Origin of the sequence: Ramlibacter henchirensis, assembly GCF_004682015.1 — a bacterium.
In the GTDB taxonomy this organism is placed as follows: Bacteria; Pseudomonadota; Gammaproteobacteria; order Burkholderiales; family Burkholderiaceae_C; genus Ramlibacter; species Ramlibacter henchirensis.
The window spans coordinates 1,326,197-1,347,685 of sequence record NZ_SMLM01000001.1; the positions used below are offsets into that span (position 1 = coordinate 1,326,197).

22 protein-coding genes are annotated in these 21,489 nt (G+C 67.7%); 13 read left to right on the forward strand and 9 right to left on the reverse strand.

Annotation, left to right across the window (positions count from 1 at the left end; all coding sequences use genetic code 11):
* Positions 1 to 20: 20 nt before the first annotated feature.
* The 5 genes from EZ313_RS06570 to EZ313_RS06595 form a co-directional block, all read right to left on the reverse strand.
* Complete coding sequence (locus tag EZ313_RS06570) at positions 21 to 1,205, reverse strand: NHL repeat-containing protein (protein ID WP_167772538.1); 1,185 nt, start codon at positions 1,203 to 1,205, stop codon at positions 21 to 23.
* A gap of 121 nt (positions 1,206 to 1,326) precedes the next feature.
* Positions 1,327 to 1,806, reverse strand: coding sequence for a DUF456 domain-containing protein (locus EZ313_RS06575; protein ID WP_135262392.1), 480 nt, complete (start codon positions 1,804 to 1,806; stop codon positions 1,327 to 1,329).
* A gap of 57 nt (positions 1,807 to 1,863) precedes the next feature.
* Positions 1,864 to 2,451 carry a DUF6064 family protein gene (locus EZ313_RS06580; RefSeq protein ID WP_135262393.1) on the reverse strand — a complete coding sequence of 196 codons (588 nt, stop codon included), beginning with the start codon at positions 2,449 to 2,451 and terminating at the stop codon, positions 1,864 to 1,866.
* A 3-nt stretch (positions 2,452 to 2,454) separates the two neighbouring features.
* Positions 2,455 to 3,348, reverse strand: a complete 894-nt coding sequence (locus EZ313_RS06585; RefSeq protein ID WP_135262394.1) for an aldo/keto reductase — start codon at positions 3,346 to 3,348, stop codon at positions 2,455 to 2,457.
* 120 nt (positions 3,349 to 3,468) lie between these two features.
* Positions 3,469 to 4,380 carry a LysR substrate-binding domain-containing protein gene (locus tag EZ313_RS06595; RefSeq protein WP_135262396.1) on the reverse strand — a complete coding sequence of 304 codons (912 nt, stop codon included), beginning with the start codon at positions 4,378 to 4,380 and terminating at the stop codon, positions 3,469 to 3,471.
* Positions 4,381 to 4,504: 124 nt separating this feature from the next.
* Here EZ313_RS06595 and EZ313_RS06600 point away from each other — a divergent pair, with 124 nt between their 5' ends.
* Genes EZ313_RS06600 through EZ313_RS06635 form a run of 8 tightly spaced genes read left to right on the forward strand, consistent with a single transcriptional unit; the run spans position 4,505 to position 11,158 of the window.
* Positions 4,505 to 5,194 (forward strand): substrate-binding domain-containing protein, encoded by a 690-nt coding sequence (locus tag EZ313_RS06600; protein ID WP_135262397.1) that lies wholly within the window; start codon positions 4,505 to 4,507, stop codon positions 5,192 to 5,194.
* 30 nt (positions 5,195 to 5,224) lie between these two features.
* Positions 5,225 to 6,253, forward strand: coding sequence for an amidohydrolase family protein (locus EZ313_RS06605; protein WP_135262398.1), 1,029 nt, complete (start codon positions 5,225 to 5,227; stop codon positions 6,251 to 6,253).
* A 27-nt stretch (positions 6,254 to 6,280) separates the two neighbouring features.
* Positions 6,281 to 6,964 carry a 4-carboxy-4-hydroxy-2-oxoadipate aldolase/oxaloacetate decarboxylase gene (ligK, locus tag EZ313_RS06610; RefSeq protein WP_135262399.1) on the forward strand — a complete coding sequence of 228 codons (684 nt, stop codon included), beginning with the start codon at positions 6,281 to 6,283 and terminating at the stop codon, positions 6,962 to 6,964.
* Between the two features lie 7 nt (positions 6,965 to 6,971).
* Positions 6,972 to 7,913: an amidohydrolase family protein gene (locus EZ313_RS06615; protein WP_135262400.1), complete on the forward strand. Its 942-nt coding sequence runs from the start codon at positions 6,972 to 6,974 to the stop codon at positions 7,911 to 7,913.
* A gap of 2 nt (positions 7,914 to 7,915) precedes the next feature.
* Positions 7,916 to 8,305 (forward strand): protocatechuate 4,5-dioxygenase subunit alpha, encoded by a 390-nt coding sequence (gene ligA, locus EZ313_RS06620; protein WP_135262401.1) that lies wholly within the window; start codon positions 7,916 to 7,918, stop codon positions 8,303 to 8,305.
* Complete coding sequence (locus EZ313_RS06625) at positions 8,306 to 9,157, forward strand: class III extradiol dioxygenase subunit beta (protein ID WP_135262402.1); 852 nt, start codon at positions 8,306 to 8,308, stop codon at positions 9,155 to 9,157. It abuts the gene before it with no gap.
* A gap of 1 nt (position 9,158) precedes the next feature.
* Positions 9,159 to 10,124 carry a Gfo/Idh/MocA family oxidoreductase gene (locus EZ313_RS06630; RefSeq protein ID WP_135262403.1) on the forward strand — a complete coding sequence of 322 codons (966 nt, stop codon included), beginning with the start codon at positions 9,159 to 9,161 and terminating at the stop codon, positions 10,122 to 10,124.
* Between the two features lie 23 nt (positions 10,125 to 10,147).
* Positions 10,148 to 11,158 carry an aldo/keto reductase gene (locus EZ313_RS06635; RefSeq protein WP_135262404.1) on the forward strand — a complete coding sequence of 337 codons (1,011 nt, stop codon included), beginning with the start codon at positions 10,148 to 10,150 and terminating at the stop codon, positions 11,156 to 11,158.
* Between the two features lie 114 nt (positions 11,159 to 11,272).
* On the opposite strand, the gene EZ313_RS06640 is transcribed toward EZ313_RS06635, so the two are convergent.
* Complete coding sequence (locus EZ313_RS06640; protein WP_135262405.1) at positions 11,273 to 11,890, reverse strand: YqhA family protein; 618 nt, start codon at positions 11,888 to 11,890, stop codon at positions 11,273 to 11,275.
* Between the two features lie 184 nt (positions 11,891 to 12,074).
* On the opposite strand from EZ313_RS06640, the gene acs reads away from it, so the two are divergent.
* On the forward strand, positions 12,075 to 14,060 hold the full coding sequence (gene acs, locus EZ313_RS06645) for an acetate--CoA ligase (protein ID WP_135262406.1): 1,986 nt from the start codon (positions 12,075 to 12,077) through the stop codon (positions 14,058 to 14,060).
* A gap of 60 nt (positions 14,061 to 14,120) precedes the next feature.
* Here acs and EZ313_RS06650 read toward each other — a convergent pair whose 3' ends face one another.
* Positions 14,121 to 14,426: a c-type cytochrome gene (locus EZ313_RS06650; protein ID WP_135262407.1), complete on the reverse strand. Its 306-nt coding sequence runs from the start codon at positions 14,424 to 14,426 to the stop codon at positions 14,121 to 14,123.
* 139 nt (positions 14,427 to 14,565) lie between these two features.
* Between EZ313_RS06650 and EZ313_RS06655 the strand changes: the two genes are divergently transcribed.
* The gene (locus tag EZ313_RS06655; protein WP_135262408.1) at positions 14,566 to 14,805 is read left to right on the forward strand and encodes a TIGR04438 family Trp-rich protein; all 240 of its coding nucleotides are present in this window, start codon (positions 14,566 to 14,568) and stop codon (positions 14,803 to 14,805) included.
* Between the two features lies 1 nt (position 14,806).
* On the opposite strand, the gene EZ313_RS06660 is transcribed toward EZ313_RS06655, so the two are convergent.
* Both EZ313_RS06660 and ilvD read right to left on the reverse strand, forming a co-directional pair.
* Complete coding sequence (locus EZ313_RS06660; RefSeq protein ID WP_135262409.1) at positions 14,807 to 16,303, reverse strand: FAD-dependent oxidoreductase; 1,497 nt, start codon at positions 16,301 to 16,303, stop codon at positions 14,807 to 14,809.
* Positions 16,304 to 16,443: 140 nt separating this feature from the next.
* Positions 16,444 to 18,138 (reverse strand): dihydroxy-acid dehydratase, encoded by a 1,695-nt coding sequence (gene ilvD, locus EZ313_RS06665; RefSeq protein ID WP_135262410.1) that lies wholly within the window; start codon positions 18,136 to 18,138, stop codon positions 16,444 to 16,446.
* Between the two features lie 89 nt (positions 18,139 to 18,227).
* Between ilvD and lgt the strand changes: the two genes are divergently transcribed.
* The 3 genes from lgt to EZ313_RS06680 are packed head-to-tail and all read left to right on the forward strand — an operon-like array spanning position 18,228 to position 21,458.
* Positions 18,228 to 19,079: a prolipoprotein diacylglyceryl transferase gene (gene lgt, locus EZ313_RS06670; protein WP_135262411.1), complete on the forward strand. Its 852-nt coding sequence runs from the start codon at positions 18,228 to 18,230 to the stop codon at positions 19,077 to 19,079.
* Positions 19,076 to 20,434 carry a malonyl-CoA decarboxylase gene (locus EZ313_RS06675; RefSeq protein ID WP_135262412.1) on the forward strand — a complete coding sequence of 453 codons (1,359 nt, stop codon included), beginning with the start codon at positions 19,076 to 19,078 and terminating at the stop codon, positions 20,432 to 20,434. Before lgt ends, EZ313_RS06675 begins: the two co-directional genes overlap by 4 nt.
* Positions 20,435 to 20,471: 37 nt before the next feature.
* Positions 20,472 to 21,458: a Bug family tripartite tricarboxylate transporter substrate binding protein gene (locus tag EZ313_RS06680; RefSeq protein ID WP_135262413.1), complete on the forward strand. Its 987-nt coding sequence runs from the start codon at positions 20,472 to 20,474 to the stop codon at positions 21,456 to 21,458.
* Positions 21,459 to 21,489: the final 31 nt, after the last annotated feature.

The window sequence follows — 21,489 nt, forward strand, 5'->3', positions numbered from 1 at the left end:
CCTGCCCCGTGTCGGCATGTTCAGTCGCGGGCGCGGAAGACGAGCACCCGGTAATTGCTGACGTCGACCACGACCATGTTCCGGCCGTCGAATCGCACGCCCGATGGCTCGTTGAAGGTCTTGATGCTCGCCGCGACGCGCCCGCCGCTGTGGAGATCCGGTTGTCCGAGCACCTGGTCCGCGGGGACGTTGCTCGCGGCCGGGATGGTGTTCCATACCAGCACCCGGTGGTTCTGCTGGTCCGCGACCGCCATTTGCCCCGTCTCGCTCACGTCGACCGACTTGGGCAGGAAGAGCGTCGAGGCAGTGACCGCCGGAAGCCCGGCATTCGGCAGGCTGTCACCCGGGTTCACCTGGCCGATGACGTGGTCGGCCGCTTCGAAATCGGTCGTGGGCAGCTTTTCCCAGACCAGCACGCGGTGGTTAAGGCTGTCCACGACGATCAGCTTGACCCCGTCCGACCACACCGACGTCGGCCGGTTCAGGGTGGCAGCGCTCGCGTCATCCGTGGTGTCGTTCCCGTCGACATCGTTCGCGGCACAGGTGTCCTTGTCCTTCTGACCTACGACGACATCGGCGTTGCCCAACTGAAGGTCGGTTCCCAGCGAGTTCCAGATCAGGACACGGTGGTTGCGCGAGTCGGCCACGATCAGCTGGCCCCTCGGCGTGATGTAGGCGGCCTCCGGATTGTTCAACTGGCTCGCGCTGCAGCCGGACGTGCCGCCCGCAACGCGGGCCGGGCCGGCTTCGGGGGGGGCCGTCGGAACGCTGTCGTAGATGGCCACCAGGTGATCCTCGACCACGACGAGCTTTCCCGCGTGGATCGAAGCGCTCGCAACAACCCCGCTGTCCACGGTGAACGTGAAGGCGGCGTCCGGTCCGTCGGCTGCCATGTACTGCTTGAAGGCCTTCATCCTCGACGCTTGCGTCTGAGCCACGAAGAGCGTGCCGTCGGAGCTCACCGCCGGGCTGCCTCCCGGAAGATTGAGCTCGCCGGGCGCAGTGCCATCGGAGGCGCTGCCGTCATCGAAATTCTGCTTCCCGATCACCCGGACTGCGTCGGGGAACACGCCCCACCCGACGGGGGAGGGCCCCGGCGGCGGAGGGGCGGCCGGTGAGCCACCGCCTCCACCACCACAACCTGCGGCCAGAACGGCCAGGAAAGTTGCTGCGCAAAGAGAAAGCCGCGCGGCGTGAAGTCCCATGTCTACTCCTTGGTTGGGGCTGCGAAAAAAGCCGGCGCATGCTCCAGCCAGAGTCACAACCCACCAAGGAGAGAAGTCACGAGCAGGAGGCGGCATGCCTCCTCGGACTCGCGAGCTCGCGCTAGAACATCAGCGCGACGACGAAGATCCCGATCATCACGAAGGCCAGCACGAACTTGGCCAGCATGCCGGCCATCAGGCCGAGCCAGGTGGCCACGCCGACGTGCACCGCACGACCGTGTTCGCGCCGCGCGATGTATTCGCCCGCGGCGGCGCCCACGAGGGGCATGATGAAAACGCCGATGATGCCCATGAAGATCCCGGCCACCGTGCCGATGGCCGCGCCCCAGATCGCCTGCTTGCTGGCGCCCACCCGCTTGGCGCCGAGCACGGCGGAGATGTAGTCCATCAGCCACGCCAGGATGGCCAGCACGGTGACCGCCGCGATGGCGAACCAGCCGACGCGCGTGAAGTCGTCGATCCACGCGCCCAGCACGATGCCGGCGAGCACGAAGAGCGTGCCGGGCAGCGCCGGCAGCACGATGCCGGCCAGGCCGAGCAGGATGAGGGCGATGCTCACCAGCCACCAGAGAGTGTCCACGGGAGGTCCTTTGTTGTTGGAAGGCAGGATCGTCCGCGTCCGGCGCGCGTGCGCGCGTCAGCCGACCCAGAGGAGCCATGCCGTCGTCCAGCCTACAAGCAGCGCGAGCAGAGGGATCGCCAGCAGCAGCCCACGGTGGCGTTGCGGCAGTGCGAGCAGCAACCCGACGGTGAACAGCGCGGTCGGGTCCGGCATCGCGCCCGCGGTCTCGGCTTGGCCCCAGCTGCGGCCGGTCAGGGGCGCGAGCAGGGGGCAGAGCAGGGCGAGCGATGCGAGCGCGAGGCCAGGAAGGCGCAGCGTTCCGCCCGGCGGCGGAGTCGATGGACGTAGCCCCAATGCAACCAGCAGCGTGGCCTGAACCCCGAAAGCAACCGCGAACCAGCGCGCCCCGGTGTTGATGTCCGCGAAGCGTTCCCAATGGAACGCCCAACCCACCCAGGCCCACGCCGCAGCCAAGGCGAGCATCGAAGGGACGCGCGCACGAACCGGATTGCGCCAGGCGAGCAAGAGCAGCCCCACGCCCGCGGCCACGATCGGCACCTGCCAGGGCCAGAGTGCCTGGTTCCAGCCCTCGAGCAACCGGCCCCAGGTCCGGGCCGAGAACATCAGGAAGTCCGAGGGCCGGTAGCTCCACCACTCGGACATCGGTCAGAGCTTCCCGATGTGGTCGGCGATGCGGCGGCGGAAGGCTTCGTCCGGCATGGGGCCGGAGGCTGCCGCCATGTTCTCCCGCACGTGCGCCACGCTGCTGGTCGCGGGGATCGCGCAGGTCACGGCCGGGTGCGTGACGATGTGCTTGAGGATCAGCTGCGCCCAGCTGGTGCAGCCGATCTCCGAAGCCCAGGGCGGCAATGTGTGCCGCTGCAGCTTGCGCGTCAGGGCGCCTTCCTGGAACGGGCGGTTGGCCAGCACCGCGATGCCGCGTTCGCGCGCGAGCGGCAGCAGCCGCTGTTCGGCCTCGCGGTCCACCGGGTTGTAGGTGAGCTGGATGAAGTCGAGCCGATGCGCGCGCATGACCTGCTCGAAGTCTCGGTGCCGCCGGCCTTCTGACGTGGTGATGCCCACGTAGCGCACGCGACCCGCTTTCTTCATCTCCTGCAGAAGCGGCAACTGCTCTTCCCAGTCCAGCAGGTTGTGCACCTGCAGCAGGTCGAAACGCGGGACCTGCCACAGCTTGCGCGAAGCCTCGATCTGCGCCGCGCCGTCGGACGAGGTCCAGACCTTCTCCGCCGAGAACAGCGACCTGGGCATGCCCAGCTTCTGCAGCCCTTCGCCGATCACAGGCTGCGAAGACCCGTACATCGGCGAGCTGTCGATCAGGCGGCCTCCCGCGGCGAAGAACGCGCGCATCACCTCCGCGCACTGCTGACGTCCCTGCGGGTCGCGGCCGACGTTGAACGTGATCCATGTACCGAGGCCGACGACCGGGATCTGTTCGCCGGAGGAGGGGATGGGCTTGGTGAGCGGAGTGGCCGGTGAGTTCGCGGTCGCGGCGCCCGTCGTGGCAAGCCCCAGCAGTTGGAGAACGGTGCGACGGTGCATCGCATCAGCGTAGCAGCGAACCCCGTCATTCCCGCGCAGGCGGGAATCCAGGGCTTCCTGGGCAGCGCGCTTGCGCGCGCATCTGGATCCCCGCCTGCGCGGGGATGACGGCTTTGTGGTTCAGGCGTGTGGCACCACCTTCGGTGCCGTCTTCCTGATCAGTTCCAGCGCCGCCTCCTGCACCGGCGTCACCGGCCGCTGCGCGCTGGTCGCTAGGCACAGCCGGATCCGCAGCGGGGGGTGCCCGATGGGCTGCGCGGTGAACGCCGAAGGCCTGGGTGAATGGAGCAGCGCGTTGCGCGAGAGGATGGCGCAGCCGGCCCCGTCACGCACCAGGTCCAGGATCGCGGGCACGCCGTCGATCTCCAGCGCGACGTCGGGCTTGCAGCCGATCGCGGCCATCGCCGATTCGACGTGCATGCGGATCGCATTCGGCCGCGTCGGGATCACCAGCGGCAACCGCGCAACCTCCTGCAGCTCGATCGGCCCCGGCGGCGGGTCTTCGTGCAGACCCGGCGGGCGGGCACGCACCAGCAGCAACTCCTCCTCCAGCAGCGGTGAGGCATCGAGCTCGCGCGAGGGCTGCGCGTTGTAGAGCAGGGCGACATCCAGTCGCCCGCTCGCCAGCCCCGCTTCAAGGCTGCCCGACAGGCCTTCGCTGATCGACAGGCGCGCATCGGGCATGGCCTGGCGGAATGCGCGGGTCAGTGGCACGGTCAGCACGCGCGCGACGCTGCTCGGCAGCCCGACCGCAACGCGGCCCGAGAGCCCGCCGCGCAATCGGCCGAGGTCGTCCCGCGCTCGCTGCACTTGGTGCAGGATGCCGCGGCCGTGTTCCAGCAGCGTCTTGCCGGCTTCGGTGGGGACGGCTCCGCGGCCGTTGCGCACCAGCAGCGCCTGGCGCAGCTCGACTTCGAGCAGTCGCACCTGGCGGCTGAGCGCCGGCTGGGCAACGTCCAGCTCGATTGCGGCGCGCGTGAAACTGCCGAGCTCGGCGACGCGAACGAAATACTCCAGCTGCCGCAGATCCATGCCGAAAGTGTAGTTGCGCTGCTAGAGGTATACGCGCTTGTTCTAGCTGATAGGCCTCCCGCCTGCTTCCCCGCGCGCACGGGCCTTTGCAGAATGGCCTTCTTATGCCGACCGGAGCTGCCTCATGAGTGCCCCGCTGTGCGGGATTTCGTCCATGGCCACGCGCCAGGTGCTCGCGGAACTCGCGTCCGCCTGGGAACGGCGCGGAGGAGCCCCGTTGGCCGTCGAATCCGTCGGCGGTGTCGATGCCGCCAGGCGAGTCGCGGCGGGCGAGCCGTTCGACGTCATGTTCCTGGCCTCCGATGCGATCGAAAAGCTGCTGGCATCGGGCCACGCGGTTGCCGGAAGCCGCGTGGACCTGGTGCGCTCCGGCGTCGCGATCGCTGTTCGAAAGGGAGCGGCGCATCCGGACATCGGCAACGAAGACGCGCTGAAGCAAGCCGTGCTGGCCGCGCCCACCATCGGCTATTCCACCGGCCCGAGCGGCACCGCGCTGATGAAGCTGTTCGAGCGCTGGGGCATCGCCGACCAGGTGAAGCAGCGCACCGTGCAGGCGCCGCCGGGCGTGCCGGTCGGCTCGCTAGTGGCCAAGGGCGAAGTGGCGCTCGGCTTCCAGCAATTCAGCGAGCTGATGCACCTGGAAGGCATCGACGTGCTGGGGCCGCTGCCCGGCCCGGTCCAGATCAACACCATCTTTTCCGGCGCCGTGTGCGCCACTGCGGCGAACCCGCAGGCCGTGCGCGAGCTGCTCGCCTTCATGGCTTCCCCGGAGACCGCCGAACTGAAGCGGCGCTGCGGCATGGACCCCGCCTGAGCCCTTCCCCAGAACCAGGAGACTCCTGCAATGATCATCGACTGCCACGGTCACTACACCACGGCCCCCAAGGCGCTGGAGGAATGGCGCAACAAGCAGATCGCCGGCATCAAGGACCCGTCCGCGATGCCCAAGGTCTCGCAGCTGAAGATCTCCGACGACGAGATCCGCGAGACGATCACCGGCAACCAGTTGCGGCTGATGAAGGAGCGCGGCAACGACCTGACGCTGTTCTCGCCGCGCGCCAGCTTCATGGCCCACCACATCGGCGACTTCCAGGTCTCCAGCACGTGGGCCGGGATCTGCAACGAGCTGTGCTTCCGCGTGAGCAAGCTGTTCCCCGACAACTTCGTGCCCGTGGCCATGCTGCCGCAGTCGCCGGGCGTGGACCCCAAGACCTGCATCCCCGAGCTGGTCAAGTGCGTCGAGGAATACGGCTGCGTCGGCATCAACCTCAACCCTGATCCCTCCGGCGGCCACTGGAAGGAGCCGCCGCTGACGGACAAGTGGTGGTACCCGATCTACGAGAAGATGGTCGAGTACGACATCCCGGCGATGATCCACGTCAGCACGAGCTGCAACGCGTGCTTCCACACCACTGGCGCGCACTACCTCAACGCCGACACGACCGCGTTCATGCAGTGCGTGCAGGGCGACCTCTTCAAGGACTTCCCCAAGCTGCGCTTCATCATCCCGCACGGCGGCGGCGCGGTGCCTTACCACTGGGGACGCTTCCGCGGGCTGGCGCAGGAAATGAAGAAGCCGCTGCTCGACACGCACGTGATGAACAACATCTTCTTCGACACCTGCGTGTACCACCAGCCGGGCATCGATCTGCTCAACACCGTGATCCCGGTCAGGAACGTGCTCTTTGCAAGCGAGATGATCGGGGCGGTGCGCGGGATCGATCCGACGACCGGGAACTACTACGACGACACCAAGCGCTACATCGATGCGTGCGAGCGGTTGTCGCCGCAAGACCGGCAGGCGATCTTCGAAGGCAATTCGCGGCGGGTGTTCCCGCGGCTGGACAAGCTGCTGAAGGCTCGCGGGGCCTGACGTCGCACCAGGACAGGAGAACTGAACATGTACGAACTCGGCGTCGTCTACCGCAACATCCAACGGTCCGATCGCGAGACCACCGACAAGCTCGCGCAATACGGCTCGGCCACCGTGCACGAGGCCATGGGCCGCGTCGGCCTGATGTCCACCTACATGCGCCCGATCTATGCCGGCGCGCAGGTGTCGGGCACCGCCGTCACCGTGCTGCTGCACCCGGGCGACAACTGGATGATGCATGTGGTGGCGGAGCAGATCCAACAGGGCGACATCGTCGTGGCCGCGATCACCGCGCCGTGCACCGACGGCTATTTCGGCGACCTGCTGGCCACCTCGTTCAAGGCGCGCGGCGCGCGAGCGCTGGTGATCGACGCGGGAGTGCGCGACGTGAAGACGCTCACCGAGATGCAGCTCCCCGTCTGGAGCAAGGCCGTGAGTTCCAAGGGCACGATCAAGGCCACCATCGGCTCGGTGAACATCCCCGTGGTGTGCGCCGGGATGATCGTGAACCCGGGCGACGTGGTCGTGGCTGACGACGACGGCGTCGTGGTCGTGCCGCGCCAGATGGCCGCCAAGACGCTGGAAGCGGCAGCGGCCCGCGAAGCCAACGAAGGCGAGAAGCGCGCCAAGCTCGCCTCCGGCGTGCTCGGCCTGGACATGTACAAGATGCGCGAGCCGCTGGCCAGGGCCGGGCTGCGCTACATCGACTGAGGACGCGATGAGCAAACCCACCACCGGGGACTTCACGAAAACGCCCGGCTGGCTCGACTGGTACACGGGCCCGAGCAAGCCGCGCTTCCAGGTGCCGCCCGGCAGCGTCGATGCGCACTGCCATGTCTTCGGTCCCGGCGCCGAGTTCCCCTACGCTCCCGAGCGCAAGTACACGCCCTGCGACGCCAGCTGGCAGCAGCTGTTCCAGCTCCGCGACCACCTGGGTTTCGACAGGAACGTGATCGTGCAGGCCACCTGCCACGGCGCGGACAACCGCGCGCTGGTCAATGCGCTCAAGCGCTCCGACGGCAAGGCGCGCGGCGTGGCCACGGTGCGGCGAAGCGTCACCGACCGGGAGCTGCAGGAGATGAACGCCGCCGGCGTGCGCGGCGTACGCTTCAACTTCGTCAAGCGGCTGGTGGACTTCACGCCCAAGGACGAGTTGATGGAGATCGCCGGCCGCATCGCGCCGCTGGGCTGGCACGTCGTCATCTATTTCGAGGCGGTCGACCTGCCCGAGCTGTGGGACTTCTTCACCGCGTTGCCGACCACCGTCGTCGTGGACCACATGGGGCGGCCGGATGTCTCCAAGCCGATCGACGGCCCGGAGTTCGGCCTTTTCCTGAAATTCATGCGCGAGCATCCGAACGTCTGGAGCAAAGTGAGCTGCCCCGAGCGCCTGTCCGTGAGCGGCCCGCGCGCGCTGGACGGTGAGCGCAACGCCTACCGCGACGTGGTGCCGTTCGCGCGCAAGGTGGTCGAGACCTTCCCCGACCGCGTGCTCTGGGGAACCGACTGGCCGCATCCCAACCTGAAGGACCACATGCCCGACGACGGCCTGCTGGTCGACTTCATCCCGCACATCGCCACCACGCCCGAGCTGCAGAGGAAGCTGCTGGTGGACAACCCCACGCGCCTTTATTGGCCGGAACTCAAGCAAGGAGGCTGATCATGCCCCTCGACAAACCCTACCAGGGCGTGCCCGGCACGACCATCTTCGACGCCGACCAGAGCCGCAAGGGCTACTGGCTCAACCAGTTCTGCATGTCGCTGATGAAGGCGCCGAACCGCGAACGCTTCAAGGCCGACGAGCGCGCCTACCTCGACGAATGGCCGATGACGGAGGAGCAGAAGCAGGCCGTGCTGGCGCGCGACCTGAACCGCTGCATCGAGCTGGGCGGCAACATCTACTTCCTCGCCAAGATCGGCGCGACCGACGGAAAGAGCTTCCAGCAGATGGCCGGCTCGATGACGGGCATGAGCGAGGAGGAATACCGCAACATGATGATCGGCGGCGGCCGTCCCTCGACGTGGACACCGCCGGCGAAGGAGAAGAAATAGATGGCCCGCATCACCGCTTCCGTCTACACCTCGCATGTGCCGGCCATCGGCGCGGCCATGGACCTGGGCAAGACCGAGGAGCCGTACTGGCAGAAGGTCTTCGCCGGCTACCAGTTCTCGCGCGAATGGATCAAGGCGAACACGCCCGACGTCGTGTTCCTCGTGTTCAACGACCACGCGACGGCATTCAGCCTGGACATGATCCCGACCTTCGCCATCGGCACCGCCGCCGAGTACGCGGTGGCCGACGAAGGGTGGGGCCCGCGGCCCGTCCCCAAGGTCGAGGGCCATCCCGAGCTGGCCGCGCACATCGCGCAGTCGGTGATCCAGCAGGACTTCGACCTCACGCTGGTGAACAAGATGGACGTCGACCACGGGCTCACGGTGCCGCTGTCGCTGATGTGCGGCCAGACGCAGGCCTGGCCCTTCAAGGTGATCCCGTTCGCGGTCAACGTGGTGCAGTACCCGGTGCCCAGCGGCATGCGCTGCTTCCGCCTGGGGCAGGCGATCCGCAAGGCGGTCGAGAGCTACGACGAGGAACTGAACGTGCAGATCTGGGGCACCGGCGGCATGAGCCACCAGCTGCAGGGGCCGCGCGCCGGCCTGATCAACAAGGAGTGGGACAACCGCTTCCTCGACCGCCTGCTGGATGATCCCGAAGGGCTGGCGTCGGTCTCGCACGTCGAGTACGTGAAGGAGGCCGGCAGCGAGGGCATCGAGCTGGTGATGTGGCTGATCGCGCGCGGCGCGATGGCCGATGTCGCGGGCGGCCGCAAGCCGACGCTCAAGCACCGCTTCTACCACGTGCCCGCGTCCAACACGGCCGTCGGCCACATGATCCTGGAGAACTGAGATGTCGAAGTCGAACGACAAGACCCTGCGCGTCGCGCTGGCCGGCGCCGGCGCCTTCGGCCAGAAGCACCTGGACGGGCTCAAGCTGATCGACGGCGTGCAGGTCACGTCCGTGATCGGCCGCGAGCTGGACAAGACGCAGGAGGTCGCGGCCAAGTACGGCATCGGCCATGCGACGACGAAGCTGGAAGAGACCCTGGCCCGCGACGACGTCGATGCGGTCATCCTGTGCACGCCCACCCAGATGCACGCCGCCCAGGCGATCGCCTGCCTGAACGCGGGCAAGCACGTGCAGGTGGAGATCCCGCTGTGCGACAAGCTGGCGGACGGCAAGGCGGTGGTGGAGACGCAGAAGAAGACCGGCCTGGTCGCGATGTGCGGCCACACCCGCCGCTTCAATCCCAGCCACCAGTACGTCAACAAGAAGATCAGGGCGCGCGAGTTCAACGTCCTGCAGATGGACGTGCAGACCTACTTCTTCCGGCGCACGAACATGAATGCGCTCGGCCAGCCGCGCAGCTGGACCGACCACCTGCTCTGGCACCACGCCGCCCACACCGTGGACCTGTTCCAGTACCAGACCGGCAGCCGCGTGGTGAAGGCCAACGCGGTCCAGGGGCCGATCCACCCGAACCTGGGCATCGCCATGGACATGAGCATCCAGCTCAAGGCGGAGAACGGCTCCGTCTGCACGCTCTCGCTCTCGTTCAACAACGACGGTCCGCTCGGGACGTTCTTCCGCTACATCGGCGACACCGCGACCTACATCGCGCGCTACGACGACCTGTACAACGGCAAGGAAGAGAAGATCGACGTCAGCAAGGTCGACGTGTCGATGAACGGCATCGAGCTGCAGGACCGGGAGTTCATCGCGGCCATCCGCGAAGGGCGCGAGCCGAATGCGAGCGTGAGGCAGGTGCTGCCCTGCTACGAAGTGCTGGACCAGCTGGAGAAGCAGCTCACCTGATTCCGCTTCGAAGGACGCCGCACATGCCCCAACGCTCCATCGGCCCCTTCCAGGTCTTCCCGATCGGCCTGGGCTGCATGAACTTCAGCCATGCGTACGGCACGCCGCCGCCGCCGGAACAGGGCGAACGCGTGCTGCTCGCGGCACTGGATCAGGGCGTCACGCTGTTCGACACCGCGGCGCTGTACGGCTTCGGCGGCAACGAGACGATCGTCGGACGCGTGCTCAAGCCGCATCGCAGCCGAATCACGCTGGCGAGCAAGGGCGGCATGGCCGGCGTCCAGGGCGACGACGGCGTGATGCGGCGCGTCATCGACGGCCGCCCCGAGGCCATCCGCCGCAACTGCGAGGACAGCCTGCGCCGCCTGCAGACGGAGGTGATCGACCTCTACTACCTGCACCGCTGGGACAAGAAGGTGCCGGTGGAGGAGAGCGTCGGCGCCATGGGCCGGCTGGTGGAGCAGGGCAAGGTGCGGGCGCTCGGTCTGTCCGAGGTGTCCGCCGCCACGATCCGCAAGGCGCACGCGGTGCACCCGATCGCGGCCGTGCAGACCGAGTACTCGCTGTGGACGCGCAATCCGGAAATCGCGGTGCTCGACGCCTGCCGCGAACTGGGCATCGCCTTCGTTGCGTTCAGCCCCGTGGCGCGCGCCTTCCTCTGCGACGCTCTGCATGACGTGACGACGCTCGAGGCCAAGGACATCCGCCGCACGATGCCGCGCTTCGAGCCGGCGCACTACGCGCGCAACCTGCAGCTGCTGCCCGGCTACAAGGCGCTCGCGCGCGAAGCCGGCTGCACCCCGGCCCAGCTCGCGCTGGCCTGGCTGCTGCACAAGCGGGAGTACATCGTTCCCATCCCAGGAACCACCAACGTGGACCACCTGCGGGAGAACCTCGGCGCCGTGAACGTGAAGCTGCAGCCTGCGCTGATCGAGCGGCTGGATGCGCACATCAACCAGCGGACGGTGAGCGGGCATCGCTACAGCGCACAGTCACGAAGCGAGGTGGACACCGAGGACTACCCCGAGGCCTGACGCTTTTCTCCCTCTCCCTCTGGGAGAGGGCTGGGGTGAGGGCACGCGCGGTGCCAATCAAGCCCCGCGACCGCCCCGCGCCCCAACCTCTCCCGGCGGGGAGAGGGAGCAATCTCAGTGCCTGGCGTGCCCGGCCGCCGGCAGGCCCGCCATGATCCGGTCCGTGTACGCGATGGCCATGGCCGACAGCAGGAAAGCGATGTGGATCGCCGTCTGCGCGATCAACACCCGGTCGGTGTAGTTGTCGGCGTTGATGAACGTCTTGAGCAGGTGGATCGAGCTGATGCCGATGATGGCGGTGGCCAGCTTGACCTTGAGCACCGAGGCGTTGACGTGGCTCAGCCATTCCGGCTGGTCCGGGTGGCCTTCCAGGTTCATGCGGCTGACGAAGGTTTCGTAGCCGCCCACGATCACCATGATCAGCAGGTTGGAGATCATCACCACGTCGATGAGCGCCAGCACCACCAGCATGATCACCGTCTCGTTCAGCGACTCGATCGGCGCCGTCGCCTTGTAGCCGATGCTGGTGATGAGCTGCTGCAGCGCGTACTGGCTGCCGAAGGCGGCTTCCAGCAGGTGCACCAGCTCCACCCAGAAGTGGAACACGTACACCGCCTGGGCCGCGATCAGCCCCAGGTACAGGGGCAGCTGCAGCCAGCGGCTGGCGAAGATCAGGTTGGGCAAGGGACGCAGCGGGGAGCTGCGGCTGCGGAGGGGATTGGGTTCGGCCATGAAGGGGTGGGAAAAGTCCGGCGCGATTGTAGATTTGCCTCGCGGCAGGCCCCGCCGGATCGCGGGAATTTTGTAAGCTGGGGGCCAGTCAGACGAATGTAAGTGGTCCCATTGAAAGTACGCGGCCATTCCCGTCGCCACCGCGCCGCCGTGCGCCGCGTTCCAACCTAGCCGGAGACAAAGCATGAGCGCCATCGAATCGGTCCTGGTCGAAAACCGCGTGTTCCCCCCGTCCGACGCGGCCACGCGCGGCGCCCGCATTTCCGGAATGGCGGCCTACGAGGCGCTGTGCAAGGAAGCGGAAAAGGACTTCGAAGGCTTCTGGGCGCGGCTCGCGCGCGAAAACCTGGACTGGACCAAGCCCTTCACGAAGACGCTGAACGAATCCAGCGCCCCGTTCTACAAGTGGTACGAGGACGGCGAGCTCAACGCGTCGGCCAACTGCCTGGACAAGCACATCGGCACGCCGGTGGAGAACAAGACCGCGATCGTGTTCGAGGCCGACGACGGCAGCGTCAGCACCGTCACCTACAAGGATCTGCTGTCCCGCGTGGCCCGCTTCGCCAATGCGCTCAAGGCGCAGGGGATCAGGAAGGGCGACCGCGTCATCGTCTACATGCCGATGACCATCGACGGCGTGGTGGCCATGCAGGCCTGCGCGCGCATCGGCGCCACCCACAGCGTGGTGTTCGGCGGCTTCTCGGCCAAGGCGCTGAACGAACGCATCATCGATGCCGGCGCGGTCTCGGTGATCACGGCCAACTTCCAGATGCGCGGCGGCAAGGAGCTGCCCCTGAAGGCCATCGTCGACGAGGCCATCGGCATGGGCGGCTGCGACACGCTCAGGACCGTGCTGGTCTACATGCGCACGCCTTCGGCCTGCAACATGGTGGCCGGCCGCGACAAGACGTTCGAGGAAGTGCTCAAGGGCCAGCCGGACCAGTGCGAGCCGGTCAGCGTGAACGCGGAGCACCCGCTGTTCATCCTCTACACCTCGGGCTCCACCGGCAAACCCAAGGGCGTGCAGCACTCCACCGGCGGCTACCTGCTGTGGGCCAGCCTCACCATGCAGTGGACCTTCGACATCCGGCCGGAGGACGTGTTCTGGTGCACGGCCGACATCGGCTGGGTCACGGGCCACACCTACGTGGCCTACGGGCCGCTGGCGGTGGGCGCCACGCAGGTGATCTTCGAAGGCATCCCCACGTACCCGAACGCGGGCCGCTTCTGGCAGATGATCGAGAAGCACAAGGTGACCGTTTTCTACACGGCGCCCACGGCCATCCGCTCGCTGATCAAGGCGGCGGAGACCGACGAGAAGGTGCACCCGAAGAACTGGAACCTCTCGAGCCTTCGCATCCTGGGCAGCGTCGGCGAGCCGATCAACCCGGAAGCGTGGATGTGGTACCACCGGAACGTGGGCGGCGAACGCTGCCCGATCGTCGACACCTTCTGGCAGACCGAGACCGGCGGCCACATGATCACGCCGCTGCCGGGGGCCACGCCGCTGGTGCCGGGTTCGTGCACGCTGCCGCTGCCGGGCATCATCGCCGCCATCGTGGACGAGTCCGGCAAGGACCTTCCCAATGGCTCGGGGGGCATGCTGGTGGTCAAGCGGCCCTGGCCTTCGATGATCCGCACGATCTGGGGCGACCCGGAGCGTTTCAAGAAGAGCTACTTCCCGCCGGAGATGGGCGGCCGCATCTACCTGGCGGGCGACGGCGCGGTGCGCGACGAGCAGCGCGGCTACTTCCGCATCACCGGCCGCATCGACGACGTGCTGAACGTCTCGGGCCACCGCCTGGGGACGATGGAGATCGAGTCGGCGCTGGTTTCCAAGACCGACCTGGTGGCGGAAGCCGCCGTCGTCGGACGTCCGGACGAGCTGACCGGCGAGGCGATCTGCGCCTTCGTCGTGCTCAAGCGGCCGCGGCCCAAGGGCGAGGAGGCCAGGCAGATCGCCAGCGACTTGCGCAACTGGGTGGCCAAGGAAATCGGCCCGATCGCCAAGCCCAAGGACATCCGCTTCGGCGACAACCTCCCCAAGACCCGCAGCGGCAAGATCATGCGGCGGCTGTTGCGCAGCATCGCCAAGGGGGAGGCGATCACGCAGGACACATCGACCTTGGAGAACCCCGCGATCCTGGAGCAGTTGGCCGAGAAGAACTGAACCTCCGGTCCCAAAGCAGAAGGCCCGCTTCCGCGGGCCTTTCTGCTTTGGGCGCTGAGCTTATTTCTGGCTCATCACCCACGCCGCCAGCTTCTTGGCTTCCGCCTCGCTGACCTGCGTGTTGGCCGGCATGGGCACGGGGCCCCAGACGCCGGCGCCGCCCTTCTGGATCTTGGCGGCCAGCTTGTCCACGGCGTCCTTCTGGCCGGCGTACTTGGCGGCCACGTCCTTGTACGAGGGGCCGACCAGTTTCTTGTCCGTCGCATGGCAGGCCATGCAGTTCTTGGCCGTGGCCAGCGCCTGGTCCGCCAGCGCGGGACCGGCCGCAACAAACGCGGCTGCAAGGGCGATCAGGGCACGTTTCATGAAGGGTTTCCTCTACGGTTGGGTTACAGTCCTTGAACGTGATTGTAGTGACCTCGGTTGACCCTGATGGGTTCCCCCGCAAGGTGAACGCGAGGTAAAGCCGCCCGGCCCGCCGGGCTTTCTTGCGGAGAGTGCGTCGATGTTGTTCCTCGGTGTGGGCATCCTCTTGCTGGCCCTGAAGTACCTCGAGATCGATCCCGTCGCCGCCTGGCCGTGGTGGGGCGTGCTGCTCCCCTTCGGCCTGGCGTTCGTCTGGTGGACGTGGGCGGACTGGACGGGCTACACCAAGAAGAAGGCCGTGCAGCGCGAGAACGACAAGCGCCAGGCCCGCATCGACAAGAGCCGCGCGGCCATGGGCATGCCGCCCAAGCGCCGCTGAGCTAGCGCAGCTCGGTCGTCCGCCGCTTCAGCGGCGCGACCGCGGGCCCCTCGATCACCGTCCCGTCCGGTCGGAACCGGCTTCCGTGGCAGGGGCAGTCCCAACTGGTCTCCACGCTGTTCCAGCGCACCTTGCAGCCCATGTGGGTGCAGACCGGCGACACCGCGAACAGCTCGCCGTCCGGGGCGCGATACGCCGCGAACGTCTCGCCATCGGCTTCCACGATCGCGCTGTCGCCCGGCGCCAGGTTGGCCAGGTGCTCATGCTGGCCGCCGGTCAGGTAGCCCTGCACCAGGGTCTTGAGCGTGGTGACGTTCTCCTCGACGAGGGCCTTGGCGCCCTTCATCGGCGTGAAGCGCCGCGGCGAGCAGCGTTCGATGAATGCATCCTTCTGGCCGGCCAGTTCGGCGGCGATGCCGCGCGCGGCGACAGTTCCCCACGTCAGGCCGTCGGTGGCGAAGCCGGTCGCGATGAAGCAGCCGGAGTGGTCGCGGCCGATGTAGGGCAGTCCGTCGTGCGAGCGGTAGTTCTGCGCGGACCACCGATGCACCAGCGGCCCCGGGCTCAGGTGGCTGTTGGCCATGGCCTCGACGGCCATCAATGCCGCCTTGGCGTTGTGCGTGCCGACCTTGTGTTCCGATCCGGCGGCGACCAGGTAGCGCTTGCCTTCGTGGACCAGGATTCGGATCGACAGGCCTTCCTCGCCCTTCCACCAGAAGATGCCCGGCCCTGGGTCGACGGCGCCGACCTCGAACGCGACCGCGTACTCGCGGTGCACCGGCATCTCGGCATGCACGATGTGCACGCCCTTGGGGGAGTGCGTGGCCATGACGATCTCGCCGGCCTTGACCGTGCCGCCCGAGGTGGTGGCGATACGCTGCTTCGCGTCGAGCTCCAGCACGCGCGAGTGCTCGTGCACCGAAGCGCCGGCCTTCGCCGCGAGACGCGCCAGTCCCGTGACGTAGGCCTGTGGCTGGAACTGGGCCTGGTCCGCCAGCACCATCACGCGGCCCGAAGGCGGCGGCAAGCCGCCCGGCCAGCCTTCTTCCATGCGCACGGGCGCGCCCAGCCGCGCGAGCGTCTGGTGCTCCTGCTCGACCGAGGGCTGGTCCGTCGCGAACCGCGCGCCACGGTACATCGCGCAGCGGGTGAACGCGGCGCCGGGCAGGTCCCGGCAGCGTTGCTCGATGAAGTCGACGGCCGACTTGCGGGCAAGCATCGCTTCGCGCGCCACGCCGTCGTCCCAGCTGGACGCGACGGACGACAGGCCCTGGCTGGTCGTCATGTACAGGTTGCCGGTGGAGTTGCCGGTCGTTCCACTGCCGATCTCGTCGGCTTCCAGCAGCACGACCTTGCGTCCCTGCTCCGCGAGCAGCAGCGCGGTGGTAACGCCCGTAATCCCGCCGCCGATCACCAGCACGTCGCACTGCTCGTCGCCCTTCAGCATGCCGAAGCACGGGCCGCGCGCGGTCGCGCGCCACAGCGAGGTGGTGTCCATGGCGGTTCTCCTGGTGGGAGTTCGATGCTAGGACGAGCCAGCGTGGGGAACGTGTAGGAAAACGGCGGCATCCGTTCCCGCTCTTCATCTTGTTCCCTGCCGCGACCCCGGACCGCCGTGGGCAAACCGGGAAGAACAACTCAGAAGTTGTCCAGCACCGCCCCCTTGCTCGCACTCGCCGCGTTGAACGCGAACTTCGCCTGCACGCCCCGCGTGTACCGCGGCGCCGGCGCCTTCCAGCCAGACCGCCGCTTGGCCAGCTCCGCGTCATCGACGTTCAGCTGCAGCTTGAGCTGGTGCGCATCGATCGTGATCGAGTCGCCTTCCTTCACGAGCGCGATGTTGCCGCCGGCGGCCGCTTCCGGCGCCACGTGGCCCACCACCATGCCCCACGTGCCGCCGGAGAAGCGGCCGTCGGTGATCAGGCCCACGCTCTCCCCGAGCCCGGCGCCGATGAGCGCTCCGGTGGGCGCCAGCATCTCGGGCATGCCCGGGCCGCCCTTGGGGCCCAGGTAGCGCAGCACCATCACATCGCCCGCCTTGATCTTTCCGGCCAGGATCGCCTCCAGCGCCGACTGCTCGTCGTCGAAAACGCGCGCCGGGCCGGTGATCACCGGGTTCTTCAGGCCGGTGATCTTGGCCACCGCACCTTCGGGCGAGAGGTTGCCCTTGAGGATGGCGAGGTGGCCTTCCTTGTACATCGGCTTGTCGATCGGCCGGATCACGTCCTGGCCGCCACGCGGCTGGTCCGGCACCTCGGCAAGCACCTGCGCGATGGTCTTGCCGGTGATGGTGATGCAGTCGCCGTGCAGCAGGCCGGCCTTGAGCAGCACCTTCATGACCTGCGGAATGCCGCCGGCGCGGTGCAGGTCCACCGCGAGGTACTTGCCCGAGGGCTTGAGGTCGCAGATCACCGGCGTGCGCTTGCGGATACGCTCGAAGTCGTCGATGGTCCACTCCACCTCGGCCGCGTGGGCGATGGCCAGGAAGTGCAGCACCGCGTTGGTCGATCCGCCCGTGGCCATGATCACCGCCACCGCGTTCTCGATCGCCTTGCGCGTCACGATGTCGCGCGGCTTGATGTCCTTCCTGATCGCCTCCAGCAGCACCTTGGCCGACTCGCGCGCCGAGTTCATCTTCTCGTCGTGCGGGTTGGCCATGGTGGAGGAGTAGGGCAGGGAGATGCCCATCGCCTCGAAGGCCGAGGACATGGTGTTGGCCGTGTACATGCCCCCGCAGGAACCGGTGCCGGGGATCGCGTGCTGCTCGATGTCCTTGAGGTCCTGGTCGCTGATCTTGCCGGCGGCGTTCTGGCCCACGGCCTCGAACACGCTGACGATGTTCAGGTCCTCGCCCTTCCACTTGCCGGGCAGGATGGTGCCGCCATAGACGTAGATGGCGGGCACGTTGGCGCGCAGCATCCCCATCAGGCCGCCCGGCATGTTCTTGTCGCAGCCGCCGATGACCACCACCCCGTCCATCCACTGGCCCTGCACGCAGGTCTCGATGCAGTCGGCGATCACCTCGCGGCTGACCAGCGAGTACTTCATGCCCTCGGTGCCCATGGCCATGCCGTCGCTGATGGTGGGCGTGCCGAAGATCTGCGGATTGCCGCCCGCCTCCTCGATGCCGGCGACGGCCGCGTCGGCCAGCTTCTGCAGGCCGCTGTTGCACGGCGTGATGGTGCTGTGGCCGTTGGCCACGCCGACCATGGGCTTGCCGAAGTCGGTCTCCTTGTAGCCCATGCCGTAGTACATGGAGCGGTTCGGCGCGCGCGACTTGCCTTCGGTGATGTTGCTGCTGCGCAGGTGCAGGCGGATCGGCTGTTCGGCCACGGCGGTCTCCTGGGAATCGATGCTCGCGAAAGCCCGCAAGTATGCCGGAGCGGCCTGCGCCTCAGCCTCAGGCGCGGCACAATGGCCGCATGCTGATTCACCCGAAGATCGACCCGGTCGCCTTCCAGGTCGGCCCGCTGGCGGTGCACTGGTACGGCCTGACCTACCTGGCCGCCTTCGGCCTGTTCTTCTTCCTGGCCACCCGGCGGCTGCGGCACGAGCCCTATGCCTCGCTGCAGGGCGCGGGCGCGTGGAGCAAGCGGGACATCGAGGACATGCTGTTCCTGGGCGTCGTGGGCGTCATCCTGGGCGGGCGCCTGGGCTACTGCCTGTTCTACAAGCCCGCCTACTACGCCGCGCACCCGCTGGAGATCTTCTTCATCTGGCAAGGCGGCATGAGTTTCCACGGCGGAATGCTGGGGGTGATCGCCTCGCAGTGGTGGTATGCGCGCTCGCGCGGCAAGCCCTTCTGGCAGGTGATGGACTTCGTGGCGCCGTGCGTGCCGCTCGGCCTGGCGGCGGGGCGCGTGGGCAATTTCATCAACGGCGAGTTGTGGGGCCGCGCCGCCGACCCGTCGCTGCCCTGGGCGATGGCGTTCCCGCAGAGCGGCTCGATGCTGCCGCGCCATCCTTCGCAGGTCTACCAGTTCCTGCTCGAAGGCGTGCTGCTGTTCGTGCTGCTCTGGCTGTATGCGCGCCAGCCGCGTCGTGAGGCGCAGGTCTCGGCCATGTTCCTCATCGGCTACGGCGTGTTCCGCTTCATCGCCGAATTCTTCCGCGAGCCCGACGGGCACCTGCTCTGGCTGAAGGACCAGACCGGCATGAGCATGGGCCAGTGGCTGTGCGTTCCCATGATCCTGTTCGGCATCGCCCTGTGGGTGTGGGCGCAGCGGCGGCCGGAACACAGCACCGCGCCCGCGCGTCCCCGGAGGGCCGGATGAGCGTCGCAAGCGATTGGCTGAGCCGCAGCTTCGCGCTGCTGCGGCCCACCGGCGACGCTGCGGCGAAGCCAGGGGCCGAAGCGCGCCTGCCCCGGTCGACCACCGAGCGCCTGCAGGCGACGCTGCGCCGCGACCCGGAGGCGCTGTCGCCACGCGCATTGCGCCGTGCGCTCACCGAATTGCAGGCCGTCGTCGATCCGCGCGTGAGCGAAGTCGAAGGCGCCCGGCTGGCCCACGGCTTCATGAACTGGTACGCGGAGGCCACGCCCGAGGAGCGGCGCGATGCCTGGCTGCTGATGAGCGAGCAGTTCGCGCCCGACGCCGCCAAGGTGCGCGCCGCGCGCGAGCACTACGAAACGGCACTCGGCACGCCCGAAGAAGGGCATGCCGAGATCCGCCTGCGCCGCGCCTTCACTTCGCCGCGCACGCGCCTGCTGCAACGCTTCGCGGGGTCGCCGGACGGCATCCGCTTCCTGGTGGACTTGCGCGCTGAGTTGCTTGGCCACCTGAAGTCCGACCGCCGGCTGCTGCCGCTGGAAGCCGAACTCGAAGCCCTGTTCTCCACCTGGTTCGACGTCGCCTTCCTGGAGCTGCAGCGCATCAGCTGGGACTCGCCCGCCTCGCTGGTCGAAAAGCTCATCAAGTATGAGGCGGTTCACGACATCCGCAGCTGGGCCGACGTCAAGAACCGGCTGGACAGCGACCGCCGCTGCTACGGCTTCTTCCATCCGCGCATGCCGGGCGAGCCGCTGATCTTCGTCGAGGTGGCGCTCATGGACGGCATCGCCGACAGCATCACGCCGCTGCTGGACGAGGCCGGGCCGGTCTCGGACCTGGTGCGCGCCACGACGGCGATCTTCTATTCGATCAGCAACACGCAGGCCGGACTCAAGGGCGTGAGCTTCGGCGACTCGCTGATCAAGCACGTGGTGGAAACGCTGAAGGCCGAATTCCCGCGGCTCAAGACCTTTGCGACCCTTTCGCCGATTCCGGGCCTTCGGCTGTGGATGCAGAAGAACGCGCCGCCGGAGCTGATCGCGGCGCTGGAGGACCCGCTCGCCTTGCCGCCGAAGTCGCCCGAGCGCGCGCAGCTCCTGGCCTGGGCGGCGCGTTATCTCGGGCGGGAGTTGGACAATGGCAAGCCCCTGGACCCCGTGGCGCGCTTCCACCTGGGCAACGGTGCTCGCGTGGAGCGGCTCAACTGGGCGGCCGACCCCTCGCCCAAGGGCCTGAAGCAGTCGTTCGGCCTGATGGTGAACTACCTGTACGACCCCAAGCGCCTGGACAAGCACCGCGCCATGCTCGCGCAGGGACAAATCCCGATTTCCGGCGCCATCGAAGACCTGTACGGTTGATATCTTTCTGCAAATACAACGGCAAGGAGACAGGCAGATGAAGGCATTCGGATTACAGCGGCGCGACGTGCTGCGCGCGGCCGCGGCGGCGGCGGTCAGCCCCGTGGCTTTCGCTCAGGGCAACGGCTGGCCGGCGCGGCCGGTCACCGTGGTCGTTCCGTTCCCCGCCGGCGGCGGCACCGATGCCTTCGCGCGTCCGTTGTCGGCGCAGTTCGCCAAGCAGACCGGCAAGCAACTGATCATCGACAACAAGGGCGGGGCCGGCGGCACCGTGGGCGCCAGCGCCGCGGCCAAGCTTGCCCCGGACGGCTACAACCTGTTCATGGGCGCGGTGCACCACACCATCGCGCCGTCCATCTATCCGCGGCTCGACTACGACCTCGAGAAGGACTTCGTGCCGATCACGCTGGTGGCGCGCGTGCCGCAGGTGGTGGTGGTCAATCCCAAGCGCATCGACGCGCCGGATTTCAAGACCTTCCTGGACATGGTCAGGCGCAACCCGGGCCGCTACAACTACGCGTCCGCCGGCAACGGCACGTCGCACCACCTGGCCGGCGAGCTGTTCAAGATCCAGACCAAGACCTTCATCACCCACATTCCATACCGCGGCGCGGGCCCCGCGCTGCAGGACCTGATCACCGGCAGCGCCGACCTGATGTTCGACGGCCTGGGCTCCTCGGCCGGCCACATCAAGGGCGGCCGCATCCGCGCGCTGATGGTCTCGGGCAACAAGCGCAACCCGGCGTTGCCCGACGTGCCCAGTGCCTCCGAGGTCGGCCTGCCCGACTACACCGTCACGACCTGGTATGGCCTCTGGGCGCCCAAGGGCACCCCGCCGGACGCGGCAAGCCGCATTGCCGAGGAAGTGCGCAAGGCCATCCAGAGCGACGAACTCAAGGCGATCTGGGCCAACCAGGGCGCCGAGTTCCCCAACTTCTCGCAGCAGCAGTTCGCCTCCTTCATCAGCGGCGAGATCAAGCGCTGGAACCAGGTGGTCAAGACCGCCGGCGTGAAGGCCGACTGAGGGCTCCCCCACATCCACAGGCCCGGTCGCA